Annotated in this window: 10 protein-coding genes, 1 other RNA gene and 1 pseudogene; 10 read left to right on the forward strand and 2 right to left on the reverse strand. The window is 53.9% G+C overall.

What is annotated here, in order from left to right:
* Position 1: 1 nt before the first annotated feature.
* Entirely contained in the window at positions 2-1,084 is a 1,083-nt protein-coding gene (locus C4J92_RS22685; RefSeq protein ID WP_124405318.1) for a hypothetical protein, read from the reverse strand.
* 1,187 nt (positions 1,085-2,271) lie between these two features.
* Here C4J92_RS22685 and C4J92_RS22690 point away from each other — a divergent pair.
* From C4J92_RS22690 to C4J92_RS22735, 10 genes and pseudogenes are all read left to right on the forward strand, one after another.
* Entirely contained in the window at positions 2,272-3,183 is a 912-nt protein-coding gene (locus C4J92_RS22690) for a hypothetical protein (protein ID WP_124405319.1), read from the forward strand.
* A gap of 48 nt (positions 3,184-3,231) precedes the next feature.
* An RNA gene (locus C4J92_RS22695) (hammerhead ribozyme type II) lies at positions 3,232-3,299 on the forward strand.
* A gap of 892 nt (positions 3,300-4,191) precedes the next feature.
* The gene (locus tag C4J92_RS22700; RefSeq protein ID WP_095013580.1) at positions 4,192-4,575 is read left to right on the forward strand and encodes a nucleotide pyrophosphohydrolase; all 384 of its coding nucleotides are present in this window, start codon (positions 4,192-4,194) and stop codon (positions 4,573-4,575) included.
* A gap of 24 nt (positions 4,576-4,599) precedes the next feature.
* A pseudogene (locus C4J92_RS22705) lies at positions 4,600-6,467 on the forward strand (DNA/RNA helicase domain-containing protein).
* A gap of 660 nt (positions 6,468-7,127) precedes the next feature.
* Entirely contained in the window at positions 7,128-7,388 is a 261-nt protein-coding gene (locus tag C4J92_RS22710; protein WP_124368401.1) for a DUF6124 family protein, read from the forward strand.
* 264 nt (positions 7,389-7,652) lie between these two features.
* Positions 7,653-8,633 (forward strand): GTP 3',8-cyclase MoaA, encoded by a 981-nt coding sequence (gene moaA, locus C4J92_RS22715; RefSeq protein WP_372238400.1) that lies wholly within the window; start codon positions 7,653-7,655, stop codon positions 8,631-8,633.
* Positions 8,634-8,670: 37 nt separating this feature from the next.
* Complete coding sequence (locus C4J92_RS22720) at positions 8,671-9,570, forward strand: bestrophin family protein (RefSeq protein ID WP_124405321.1); 900 nt, start codon at positions 8,671-8,673, stop codon at positions 9,568-9,570.
* A gap of 132 nt (positions 9,571-9,702) precedes the next feature.
* Entirely contained in the window at positions 9,703-10,599 is an 897-nt protein-coding gene (locus C4J92_RS22725) for a LysR family transcriptional regulator (protein ID WP_124364466.1), read from the forward strand.
* Positions 10,600-10,803: 204 nt separating this feature from the next.
* The gene (locus tag C4J92_RS22730) at positions 10,804-11,493 is read left to right on the forward strand and encodes a helix-turn-helix domain-containing protein (protein WP_124405322.1); all 690 of its coding nucleotides are present in this window, start codon (positions 10,804-10,806) and stop codon (positions 11,491-11,493) included.
* Between the two features lie 238 nt (positions 11,494-11,731).
* Positions 11,732-13,171: a glycosyltransferase family 39 protein gene (locus C4J92_RS22735; protein WP_124405323.1), complete on the forward strand. Its 1,440-nt coding sequence runs from the start codon at positions 11,732-11,734 to the stop codon at positions 13,169-13,171.
* 15 nt (positions 13,172-13,186) lie between these two features.
* Here C4J92_RS22735 and C4J92_RS22740 read toward each other — a convergent pair whose 3' ends face one another.
* Positions 13,187-13,675, reverse strand: a complete 489-nt coding sequence (locus C4J92_RS22740) for a TIGR00645 family protein (RefSeq protein WP_124364470.1) — start codon at positions 13,673-13,675, stop codon at positions 13,187-13,189.
* Between the last annotated feature and the right edge of the window lie 32 nt (positions 13,676-13,707).

A 13,707-nucleotide genomic window follows, 5' to 3' on the forward strand; every position in this document is an offset into this window, starting at 1 on the left:
TTTACCTGGTTGAGTATCGCGGAGCACCATCTTCTGGGAATAGCTCTTGTGAAGGCTCTTGGTCTACAAAAGATCTATTTTGTCCAGCTGGTTTAACCCAGAGTGATTTTTTTACCCCTTCAAGATCTACGTTATCTTTGACTGCGGGGAGATTCTGCATAACTATAGGAGTTACGTCTCTTTTAATGCTTTCCAGTTCTTCATCTGCGAAAGCAATGGTTTGGTTGAAAAGCATAGCCAATCCGACAAGAAACGCCACTCCAGAGCGAGTAGAGTTTGCCTTGAACCCATACCAAAGATCTCCAGGGGACATGACTACCTGTTGAGATGTTAGGACGAGTAAGCTTTCTTGATCGAAGCGCCCCATGAATTCGAGGAGTGTATCTAGGGATACTGGTCCATCCTTAAGGTAAGACGCGCTCTCTCCTCCTATCATTAAGGATAGAACTTGAAGCCTATCCATAACCTCAGAAAGATTTTTCAGGGAATGGTGACTGAGATCGCCAGCCTGGTTAACGCGCAGACTACTATAATATGTCCCTTCACTTACAAAAAACGCACTAAGCCAGTGATGAATTTCCTTAGAATTATCACCTAAAGAAAAAACAGCTTGGTACGCATGAAAACTTTTAGCTAGCGTGACTGGAATCTTACTCCGCTCAATAGGGTCGCCCCATGTTACGGAGCGTCTCACAATGAATCTCTCTGTGCCAGAGAAGGCTTCGTTGGCCACATAAGGATCACTAGTGATTATACCGGGGTAAATGTTAGCCCCGGACAATGTAAACACCACATCACCGACTGCCATCTCCCTGATAAAAGATAGTACTTGACCTCGAACATTGATCGTCAATCCAGGCTCTAGTTTATTACAGAGGGTAAATACTTCCTCCCCCTGAGCACTTCGAAGATCTTTAAAAATTTCTTCTTCAGGACTAGAGTCATCGAGGTGCGCCATTGCAACGCAGCCAAGCTCCAAAAAACTATTAATAAATCTATATCTAGCTCCAGGCCGCACGACCCAGCACTTAGATTTTAGGTTGGCGCTCCTAACGATAATATTGGAATCTTGAAGGTCGTCCATGGCTGCACTCAAACTCATTTTTCTACACATGGTTTATGATGATGGCAAAGCTATATCATGACGAAGAAAATGTCAATAACGCATCAATCTAAGGCCCTAATGAGGCTTCAAATTTTAGCGATGAAATACATACAATGCCAGGTTCGTATGGTTACATACTCATCATCCTAAAACGTAGACGGATGCTAATAATTAATGAAACCATGAGAACCATTAAGCACTTATACAATTGAAATCATTAGAAATGCACCGTTAATTTTTAGTGTCTATGCGTTTGGGAGGAGTTGACTCCGCCTTCTGATTCAAGTGCTTGTGAAGCTTGTTCATCCTGCATCAAGCTCATCCTCAGTTGTGTCCGCCAGTAATGTACATAACACCCACCCCATATTGCCGTTTGAACCAGGCTGCTCGTCAGTATCCTCAAAGGCCGCTGCTTCAGTGGATTGAAAACGAGTGACGTCGCAAAAGGTCGACGAATTGCAGCTATCTTCTTAACCATGCTCAAAAGACTTTTCATGGAGGGACGCTGGAAGTGCCTATTTGCCATTACTCTTTAGCGGGGACATCTGGTATTCGCGAAAGGCTGTTTTTACACAGAACAAATCATTCCCCCCCAAACGGCACCAGCTGAGGCAGAACCAGTAGAGCTTGCCAGCCAATGTTCGTTACACCGATCAGCCTTGTTACACAACGTGCGAGCATAGGATCACGTAAGATGTAAAACTGTAATTATCTATCTATATCAATAAGTTAGCCAAATTAATTACACGATTACAATTGTTACATCTGCTTCTAAAGGCTCATGCCCCCTGCTCCCCTTCTTTAGGCCCCCAGCGATTGGTGATCTATTTTGGAGTATCTACGAGGCCATCTGGGGCGACGAATTGCGAAAGCCATGACCTGATCAGGACTAATGATTGTTGATAAATTGATCGGGCCTAACGATCGTCTGCGTGCGTAATCAACTACACAAAGGTGCTTCTTTACCGACACCGCAACGATACTTTTTTTCAAGATCCTTTCAATTTCACCGTTGAAATTTCAGTTAGCTAGGGACTCTGCCGCTACCACGCTGTCGCGGGTTTCCGACCGCGTGCCAGTTCGATTTCCTCAGGAGCCCCCTCGTTTTTTGGGATGCTAGCCAGGCGTGTTAGCTTTCACTTCTGACTAAGGACCCTGGAGGCGACATGGAATCAGCACGCGATAAGTACACGAGAGAGATGGTGGAGGGGGAAGACCTATGGATGCTTCCTCAGGTGGACAAGTATGGTTATGAATGTGGCGGCTGTGGCATCCAGGTATTTCCAGCCTCTTATGAACAGTCCAACCTTCAAAGGCCTCATTTCCGGAAACCCCAAAAAACTTCGCACAAAGAAAATTGCGATATCGATGGCGATGAAAAAACGGTTGCGAGAGGGAAGAAAGGAAGTGTGCGCAATGAGCTTGAAACGAGTCCCGACCTGTCGCCGTCGAGACTCACATTAAGAGATGAGCGCCCTATAGTTGATCCTGAACGCCCGCCAGCCTCAGAGCAGACCTCAAGCGCGAGAGCTACAGCGCGCCTTGGCGATGATGGAAGAGCGAGGGCTAAAGGCCGGCGCGCGGCCAATAGCATACGTCCAATATGCAGAGCATTCGTGAGGTTCCCCTTTGACCGGCAAATGTCACTTGACGTCCCAGGAGTAGAGGAAAAAACCTATCTACAAGCATTCAAAAAACTTCGCGGTGAGGGAATAGAAACGTTTTCCCGTGCACGGATTTTCTACGCAGAGCTAGCTTGGGCAAAACCTCAAGAAGAAGGTGAGTTTTTGGTCATTCCACTTTCTGCTGGTGAGTGGAGCAAGGACAAAAAGTTGGTTCGGCCTTACAAAGTCCGCGTTGCCTGGTCGCAGTGGTCGAGATACAAAAAAACAATGGTGTCGAATGAGCTCGAAGTCGTTCGACTGGAGGGCATAGCGGCTAAGAAAAAGGATGAGAAGCATCGCCCGTATGTATTCTTCGTTGCTGAGCAAGATAGTAATGAGCCTGCGTTTTTCAACGTCAGTGATCATCGACTGATTTGTGGAGTGCTTGGCACAATTTCATACCCAAAACTTTGAATCCCTAGTGGCTGTAGACGCATTCTGCAGTACTGGTTAGCATCACTATGCCGAAACGTACCGAGCAGGTGCGTCTCTCAGAGGTGGCCTCCTGAGACTGATGATGGCGGGCTCTGTTCTATGGGTTATAGGTCCTACGAGTTTCATTGCAGGTTTTGTAATTTCAGAAATCATCTCTCATCTATCAACTCTCAATATGGAGGATTTGCATATGGTCAAGAAGGCGAAAAACGAGGTTATGGCATACGTTAAAAGCTTACCGAGTCGCTTCATCGCGTCTTTGGGGGCCCACCTCCCTTCCAGGCTAAGCCTGCTGAAGAGCTTGTGAAACTCAAGCGAAAAGGAGTCTGAGAAATTGCTTTATCGATTGAGAGTGCCAAACGACATTTGAACGGCAGGTCGGGATGAAAAAGTGGATTAACAGACAGCAGCGTGTATCCCCTGTTGTATCCCCACTAAAAACAGAACATCTCAACACCAATGGATTCAGGACATTTACCATTGAGTTCGAATGCCCCCGGCCCACCAATTGAAACACCAGCGAAGCCCGCCCAGTGCGGGCTTCGCTGTATCTGGAGTACCGAATATTGCTGAAAATCGCTGTAGATGAATGCCGATATTGGCGAGTCTCAGCAGCTTTTCATCAACACCTCCCCCGGCGCCCTGCCGACCGAACACCAATGGGACAGCGTCAGCCCCCTCTGAAAAGTGCTGCTGCTCTATCTGCAAACAAACGAACAGGGTGAAGAAAAGGACGCTGGTCGGTGGGCATGAGGGTCGCCGCGTCCAACTGAGCTACGCCCGCCGACAAGCACTGGAAGACCTGTTTGTAGCCGGCGCACTTTGCCACGCTTAAAGGATATAGCGAACGCTGGCAAGCAATTTTGCCAGCACACAGCATATGAGAGAAAACACAAAAAACCCCGCGCAAACAACAAAAACTCCTACAATCCAAGGTCGGTTTTCCTACACATTTTTTGCCTCCACTGATACCCAGGAGATAGCCCCGTGAGTGACTCAGACAGCTCATCCGCGCCACTGGTTGACGTAGTGAAGCTTGCCGCATCCCTTCAGCGTTTCGCAGATGATCGCGACTGGCAGCAGTTCCACTCCCCAAAAAATCTCATCTTGGCGCTCACTGGCGAGGTAGGAGAGCTGTGCGAGATTTTCCAATGGATGAGCGATGCCGATTCGCTCTCCGTAGCTAAAGATCCCGAAATCGGCCTAGCCGTAAAAGACGAATTGGCGGACGTACTGATGTACTTAGTTCGCCTGAGCAGCGTACTCGGCGTTGATCTCAACGAAGCGGTGACACGGAAACTCGCCTCGAACGGCCAGAAGTACCCCGTGGATAAAGCCAAAAGCAGCAGCAAAAAGTACGACCGACTCTGAACAACTCGAATCTAAGGACAGCCCGTGATCGTCTACGCTGCGACCAAACAGCAATTTCTTAAAGACAACGATAACGATGACATTGAGGAGGTGATCCTCAGGCATTTCAAGGAAGCCACCGGCAAGACCGTTGGCAGGTCGGAAATCAGATCGTGGCAAGGATCTCTAACGTATATGGCCAAGGTCCTTAGGGATGAAGGCCTGCCGAGCGACGCGGGCCTGGCCATTGAGCTGCACATTCCGCAGTCGTCGAAGCGCATCGATTTTCTGCTCACCGGTCGCGACGAAAATCAGGCAAAAAAAGCCGTCTTGATCGAATTAAAGCAATGGAGCAAGGCCAGCGCCACTACCAAGGATGCCATCGTCAAAACGGCATTGGGTGGTGGCCTCGTTGAGACAATTCACCCGTCCTATCAAGTATGGTCATACGCCGCGCTGCTGGAGGGCTTCAACGAGGCGGTGTATGACAAAAGCATCGAGATCCGTCCGTGTGCCTACCTTCATAACTACGTCAGCGACGGCATCATCGACTCAGCTCACTACGAGCCCCACATCAGCAAAGCCCCACTGTTCCTGAAAGGGCCGGAGGAGCTCACCAAACTCAGAAGCTTCCTGAAAAAGCATATTGCTCACGGCGACAACAAAGAGGTTCTCTACGAACTGTCCGATGGGAAAATCCGTCCGTCCAAAGCGCTAGCCGAGGCCCTCGAAGGGCTGATGACAGGCAAGCCAGAGTTCGTATTGATTGACGATCAAAAAGCAATTTTTGAATCAGCGCTTGCGGCAGCAAGCGAAGCCTCGGACCAGGCACCAAAGGTGCTGATCATTGAGGGGGGCCGGGCACCGGGAAAACTGTTCTGGCTATCAATTTACTGGTGAGGCTCACAGAATTGAGGTTGTTAAGCAAATATGTCTCGAAGAATGCCGCCCCACGCAAGGTCTACGAAAGCAAACTGGTTGGCACCATCAAACGCAGCCATTTCTCGAATTTCTTTTCAGGCTCTGGGGCATTCATCGACACTGAGCCCAACACATTCGATGCGCTTATCGTGGACGAAGCCCACCGGCTGAATGAGAAAAGCGGGCTTTATGGGAACCTTGGCGAAAACCAGATCAAGGAGCTGATTGAATCAGCGAAATGCTCAATTTTCTTCATCGATGAAGATCAGCGTGTGACCCTGAGCGACATAGGCAGCAAGCAGGCAATACGCGCCTTTGCCAAAGCCAAGGGTGCTGTGGTCGAGGAATATGTGCTGTCTTCACAGTTTCGCTGCAGTGGTTCTGACGGTTACATGGCATGGCTGGATGACGTCCTTGGCATTCGCTCGACAGCAAATCCGACGCTCGACACTTCGGAGTACGAGTTCAAGGTATTCGACTCGCCTCAGGCGCTGCATGACGCCATCGACGAGAAAAACCATAGAAATAAGGCTCGCGTAGTTGCGGGCTACTGTTGGCCTTGGTTGAGCAAGAAAGACCCCAACGCTGCCGATATCGTCATCGGTGACTACTCGCGACAATGGAACCTGGATCAGGATGGCAGCCTGTGGATCATCGCTGAGAACTCCATCGAGCAGGTTGGCTGCATTCATACCTGCCAAGGCCTGGAAGTCGACTATATCGGAGTCATTATCGGGCCAGACATGGTCGTACGTGATGGCAACGTTGTGACATCCCCGAATGAGCGCGACAAACACGATAAATCGATTCGCGGCTGGAAAAAAATGATGAAGGAGCAAGCTGCTCTGGCGAAAAAAGAAACTGACCTGATCATCAAAAATACGTACCGAACCTTGATGACTCGCGGGATGAAGGGTTGCTACCTGTACTGCACCGACAAAGAGACTGCGCAATTCTTCAAGAGCCGACTTAGCCAACACAGCAGTCACTGACGGAATCGTTTGCTAGGAGCCTCTGTACCTACGAGTGGAGCATCGTACGCGCAGGGGCCATGATCATCAGCAGTTGGTCACCAGCCATAGCCAATGTTTACACGGCCATTTGCTTGATAGATTCGATGCCAACTCATTAATGGCGTGGATCTTAAAAAGCACCGTCCATCGGAATCCAAACCACGCAGCGTTCCAACTAGTATTCCAAGCAAATTGACCAATAAATTATTAACCAAAAAAACAGATAGATACCGACTTGTTTCAGATTACCCCGGCAATTCAAATCATCGACAAAACCCGCCTTGAGCGGGTTTTGTTATTTCTGAGGGTTCAAAAAGCCCAGCAGACGGGCCTTCGGAATTTTCCTTCAACATGCCACGCCCTCGATGAACTGGCACACCCTCCTCAACAACGCTACCTTTCCCACGTCGCTGCTCATCAGCGACCGGCTTTGACAGGCCGAAAAGTGTAACCTTTCACACCCCTTGGTAAGACGGCATGCTCTACGCATTCCGCCTCGTTCATGGTGGCTGTGCGTGGGGCATCTTCGGGTGCGCCGGGTTCCTACACTTCCGGTCTGTCAACCCGCGTACAGCTGCCACCCAATCCTGTTTGACAGCAGGGGGGCGGTAGCTCCTTAAACAGTGTGGGAGCTTCATCATGAAAAAAATCACCCCCAATCCCCCAACAACCCTCTTCACCCTCGCCCCAGACATCCCCGCCGAAACCCTCCTTATCCAAGCCAGTGAAACCCTCGCCTCGCTGAACGCCATGACCACCGATCTGGCCTTTGAACTGGAAGGCTCGCATCGCCAAAAGCTGCTGGGGGCTCAGCAACTGATCGTGCTGGGTGAGTTGCTGCTGGAGCGGATGCTGGACACTCAGGTATTCACTATGCAACCCCCTGGCGCAAATCCATAAAACATCTCTGTCAGTTAAACAACCAACCCGTACCTATGGCGAGCAAGCTCCCTCGCCACAGGTACGCTATTGAACCCGCCGCTCCGCCGCCTCCTGTGCCCCGTCAACTAAACGCTCATAGACCCCATCGATCAACCAGTCGCTAAGAGTGATTAGACGCCCGCAGAAAACCCCGTTAGCCTCGCCTGAATCACCCGCCTATATAAGCGCCAGGGTATATACCCAACGTCGCCGCCGAGGTTTTTAGTGACCGATCAAATCCTGATGGATAGTTTTTCGCGCCGGGTCGACTACCTCAGGATGTCGGTGACCGACCGTTGCGATTTCCGTTGTGTGTATTGCATGGCCGAAGACATGGAGTTCCTGCCGCGCCAGCAGATTCTGTCGCTGGAAGAGCTGTACCAACTGGCGCAGAGTTTTGTTGCGCTGGGCACGCGCAAGATCCGTCTGACCGGCGGTGAGCCCTTGGTTCGGCAGGGCGTGGTGGACCTGTGCAAGCGCATCGCCGCGCTCCCCGGTCTGCGCGAGTTGTGCATGACCACCAATGGCTCGCAACTGGGCAAGCTGGCCGCTCCGTTGTTCGATGCAGGGCTCAAGCGCTTGAACATCAGCCTCGACAGCCTGGACCCCAAGCGCTTTCGTGAACTGACGCGCACCGGTGACTTGGCCAAGGTCATCGCGGGTATCGATGCAGCGAATGCTGCGGGCTTTCAGCGCACCAAGCTCAATTGCGTGGTGATGAAAGGTCGCAACGATCACGAGATCAACGACCTCGTGGCCTTCGCCATCGATCGCGGCCTGGATATTTCGTTTATCGAAGAAATGCCATTGGGCGTGATCAGCGAGCACAGTCGTGCCGAGGCGTTTTATTCCAGTGCGCAGGTACGCGAGCGTATTGCCGAACGCTACACGCTGATCGACTCCGCAGAATCCACCCAGGGGCCTTCGCGCTATTGGCGCCTGGCCGAAGCGCCGCATATTCGCCTGGGCTTTATTTCACCCCACAGCCACAACTTTTGCGGCACCTGCAACCGTGTGCGCCTAACCGTCGAAGGCCGGCTGTTGCTGTGCCTGGGCAACGAGCATTCGGTCGACCTCAAGGCGGTACTGCGGCGCTATCCGGGCGAACCGCAACGTTTGGAGCGCGCGATTGTGGAGTCGATGAAACTCAAGCCCTATCGGCACAATTTCACCCTCGACGATGAGGTGCAGGTGGTGCGCTTCATGAACATGACGGGCGGCTGATCGGCCCGGTTTCAACCCATTGCACTAGGCTATTTCCATGATCGTCAGAGCCAAACCCAACCTGATCGGTGTATTGACGTCGCTCAAGGGCTCCGTGGCCCGGCGCATTGCACTGCGCAGCCTGCTGGTGACACTGCTGGCCTCGGTGATTGTGCTGGTAGAAACCCTTCATCCAGCCTACTTCTCCAAGGTCAACGCCACGCCGTTCACGCTGTTGGGCTTGTCACTTTCGATCTTCATGAGTTTTCGCAACAACGCCTGCTATGACCGCTGGTACGAAGGGCGCAAAGCGCTCGGCGCCATGCTGATGGATGTGCGCGCCATGATCCGGGAAACCCAGGTGATCCAGGACGCTCGCCAGCGCAGCGAGATCCTGCGCAACCTGTGCGGGTTCGCCCATGCCTTGAACGCCCGGCTGCGCCATGAAGACGAGCCCGGCGCGGCAGCCCCCTGGCTCGACACGCCGCCGCCGGCCAACACGCCGAATATCCCGGAAAGCATTGTCGGCCGCGTCACCCAACAATGTTCGGCGCTGGTCGAATCCGGGGGCATCAGTGAATGGCGCTATCAGTTGATGGCCGGCCACTTGAGCAGCCTGACTCGCACGCAGACCATTTGCGAGCGCATCAAAAGCACCCCGCTTCCCTTCCCCTACACGCTGCTGTTGCACCGCACCAGCTACATGTTCTGCATCCTGTTGCCCTTCGCCATGGCCGAACCCTTGGGTTGGCTGACGCCGGTATTTACTGCCATCGTGAGCTACACGTTTTTTGGCCTGGACGCGATTGGCGACGAGTTGGAAGACCCCTTCGGCTACGACGAAAACGACCTGCCGACCAACGCCATCGTGCGCACCATCGAACGCGAAGTGCTGCACGCCAACGGCGCGACAGAACTGCCGCCTGTCCTTGAACCCGTCGACTGTGTACTCAATTGAAGCCGTACACACAACGCATCCGACGTTACGCTCATGTCTTTCTCCGGCAGGCCGCCATCAATCGATTGCCATGAGGCTAAAGCGCCTAAACAATGGCTGCCTAATTGTTACGGCTGACTGGCAGGTGTGTTGATGGACATAAAGCAACTCAAATTCCTGATCGCGCTGGAGCAGACCCGTCACTTCGGCCAGGCGGCTGCGCGCTGCCATATCACCCAGCCGACGCTGTCGATGCGCCTGCGCAATCTGGAGGATGAGCTGGGCCTGGAGTTGGTCACCCGGGGCCAGCGCTTCGAAGGGTTCACCGAGGCCGGTGAGCGTGTACTGGCCTGGGCCAGAACCCTGCTCGCCGCCCATGACGGGCTGTTCGCCGAAGCGGCGGCGTGTCGCGGCCAGTTGGTGGGTAACTTGCGCCTGGGCCTGGTGCCGCTCAGCGGTTTCAACCCGATCAGCTACATCCAGGGCCTGTCCCACACCTTTCCGGAACTCAAGTTCAGCCTCACGTCCATGAGCTCGGACAAGATCATCGAAGCGCTGGGCACCAATCAGCTGGACCTGGGGGTGTGTTACCTGGACCACGTAAACTCCAGCTACCTGGATTTTTTCGAACTGGGCGAAACCCGCGTCGGCCTGCTGTACGACACGCGCCACTTCCACTTCGAAGGCACCGAAATGAGCTGGGAAGACGCCGCCCAATTGCCCCTGGGGATGATCAGCACGGGCATGCACTATCGAAAGTCCATTGACCTGAGCTTCCGCAGCCGCGGCCTCGCCCCCCAGCCCATGCTCGAAAGCGATTCAACCTATCAGTTGTTCCAGGCAATCCATGAAGGCTTTTGCTGCGCAATCATGCCGCTGGACAGCGCCCTGGAAAGCCCGATCGAAAACCTCGCGTTTATCAATCTGCCGGACGCCAGCGTGCTCGCGCCACTGGGCATGGTGATGCGCAAGACCGAACCGCGCTCGGCGATCGCTGAGAAGTGTTTTGCTGAGGCTAAGAGATTGTTTGCTGCCAAAGACGCGGTTTAACGTGTCGGAGCACAGTACCCAATAAGGCGATATACCTTTAAGTAAATCACCGGAAAGCTCCTACAAGTTGGCGTGCATCAGGTGAACTGGCGTGGAATGAATTGTACGGATACGCTTTGGACTACAGCTCGTCTCCCCAAGGTTGAACGAGATCACATAAGCCACCAGACTTCATCGCCCGGCTCAACGACAAGGAGGCCATCCATGCAAACGACGTCGCCCAGCCCTCTTGTCGGGGTGGGTCTCTATACCCCTGGCGAGGCATCGTTATATACCGGCATCCCCACCGCAGACATACGCCGTTGGCTATTCGGCTACAGTGCCAATGGCGTTCAGCATGCCGGACTCTGGCAGTCGGAACTGACAGGCATCAATGATTGCATTCTAGGTTTTCATGACCTGCTCGAAATTCGCTTCGTGCATGCATTTCGCCAGCACGGGCTGAGCTTGCAGGCCATACGCAACGCTTCACGCCAGGCTAGTGAACTGTTCGGCCAGCCCTATCCGTTCACCTGCAAGCGCTTCCAAACAGATGGCCGTAGCATTTTTGCCACTGTGCTGGATGAGACGGGTGACGAGACACTGCTGGACCTGATCAAAAAACAATATGCGTTCAAACAAGTCATCAAGCCCTCGTTGTATGAAGGGATCGATTACACCGGCAAGGGGTCGGCGCAACGCTGGTACCCGGTCAAACGTAGCAAAGCGGTAGTGCTGGACCCTGCCAGAAATTTTGGTAAGCCCGTGCTGACCGGAGCCGGCATTGATACCGCCGCCATTTTTAATGCGTATGAAGCAGAAGGACGTGACGCCAGGCGCGTAGCCATGCTCTACGAGGTTCCAGCGGCTGCAGTAAAAGCAGCTGTCGAGTTCGAGCAAAGGCATGCTGCTTGAACTGTGCACTCGTGGCCAGCCATCTTGAAACAAGCTGAGTTGATACGTGGAGGTGCGGCTTTCAGTGTTCCCTGGCGTTTCTCTGCTCCGGGTAAATTCGATCAGATCAAACTGTAAGCCTCGCACCCGACCGCACAAAAACCCCACACTCGTTCACGAATCGTTAAGAAACCCATCCCTATACTGGCGGGCAGCCACGGTCGCTCTCCCGAGCGGTCTCCTGCCCGGTAGCCACCCCATGACGCGTCCCGTTCCCCTGCTGCTCCTGCTCGCTGCGCTGTTGTTCTTCTTCGCCCTGGGCAACCATGAACTGCAAGGCTCCACCGAAGCCCGTGTTTCCGGGATCGCCATGGCCATGCACCTGGACAATGACTGGGTGGTGCCGCGCCTGTTTCGCGAGCCTTTCCTGGAAAAACCGCCGCTGAGCCTGTGGCTGGATGCCGGGGCGATTCGCTTGTTTGGCGTGAGCACTGGGGCTGTGCGCCTGGCGTCAGCCTTTGCCGGGTTGTTCAGCGTGATGCTGCTCTACGGCATGCTGCGCCGGTTCGGGCGGCCAACCACGCTGGCGTTCAGCGCTGCGTTGATCCTGGCGACCATGGCCAGCTATTGGGGCAATGTGCGCGGGGTGGGTGAGGATTCGTTGCTCAGCCTGGGCGTGACCGCTGCATTGCTCGGGTTCTACCAGGCGATGCGCCCCGCGTCCGAACGCCACGGCTCCGCTGCCTGGGCATGGGCATTGTTTACGGCGGGGATGGTCATCGCGACGTTGAGCAAGGGCGTGCTGGGCCTGGCCATGCCGGGGAGTGTGATATTCGTTTACCTGGCCTGCACCAGCCTGATGGATAAACGCCTGCGCCTTGGCGACTGGCTCAAGCCCGCGCTGTTCACGCTGCTGGCCTTGGTGCCGTTGTTGATTTGGTTGGCTTTTTTGTTTCAACGCGGCGGCATGCAGGCCGTCGGTGAGGTGCTGTGGACCAACAGCGTCGGGCGCTTCAGCGGCTCGTTTGTCGAAGCCGGGCATTACGAGCCGTTCTACTATTACCTCGCCAAACTGCCCGAGGCCTTCCTGCCGTGGAACATCCTGGTGTACCTGGGCCTGTGGCACTTTCGTAAAAGCCTGGTGCGCAACCGCTACCGCCTGTTTTTCAGCGTATGGCTGGTGGCGCAGTTCACCCTGCTGACACTGGCCTCGAGCAAACGCACCGTCTATTTGATGGCACTGACCCCGGCCGCCGCCGTGCTGGCCGCAGAATATGCGCGGGTGCTGCTGGAGTGGGTGAAAGCACACAGACCGTCGCTGTACAGCTACCACCGGCGCATCATCGGCGCGGTGTTCACCCTGGCCATCGCCTGCTACCTCAGCGCAGCCTTCTGGTTCGCGCCCAAAGCCGATGTGCGTCAGTCATTCGTGCCCGTGATCAGTCAAGTCCGGGCACTGCAAGACGAAGGTAGGGAGGTGGCGCTGTTCCAACCCAATGAGCGGATCGCCGGCGCCAGCGTGTTCTATCTGCAGGCCTATTTGCCGATTCTGCAGACCGAGCCCCAATTGCGTGCATTTCTCGACGCCAAACCCGGCAACGTTGCGCTGCTGGACCACACGGACCGACTGAATGAGAAAGTGACAGTGATCAAGGAAATGGCGATCAATCGCCAGCCTTACTACTTCGTCGAGCAGTAAGGCGAGCGCGCGCCATCAGTGCTTGGTCAGCTTGTCCAGGTAACCCATGGCAAACGCCGAGACCACGAAGGTCATATGGATGATCACGTACCACATCAGGTGTTGCGGATCGACGTTCTTGGCGTCCATGAAGATACGCAGCAGGTGGATGGAGGAAATCGCCACGATGGAGGCCGCCACTTTCATCTTCAGCGACGAAGAGTCCATGGTGCCCAGCCAGTTGAGCTTTTCCTTGTTTTCATCGATATCCAACTGCGAGACGAAGTTCTCGTAGCCGGAAATCATCACCATCACCAGCAGGCCACCGACCAGGGCCATGTCGATCAACGACAGCAACAGCAGGATCACCTCCGACTCCAGCAAGGTGAAAATATTGGGGATCACATGAATGATTTCCTGGAAAAACTTGATCGCCAGGATCAGCAACCCCAGGGATAAACCCAGATAGATCGGCGCCAGCAGCCAGCGCGCGGCATACATCGTGTTTTCGATAAAGCGTTCCATTGAATCTCACACAGCTTGGCTAAAAATGGAGC

Source organism: Pseudomonas sp. R3-18-08 (assembly GCF_003852065.1).
Classification (GTDB): Bacteria; Pseudomonadota; Gammaproteobacteria; order Pseudomonadales; family Pseudomonadaceae; genus Aquipseudomonas.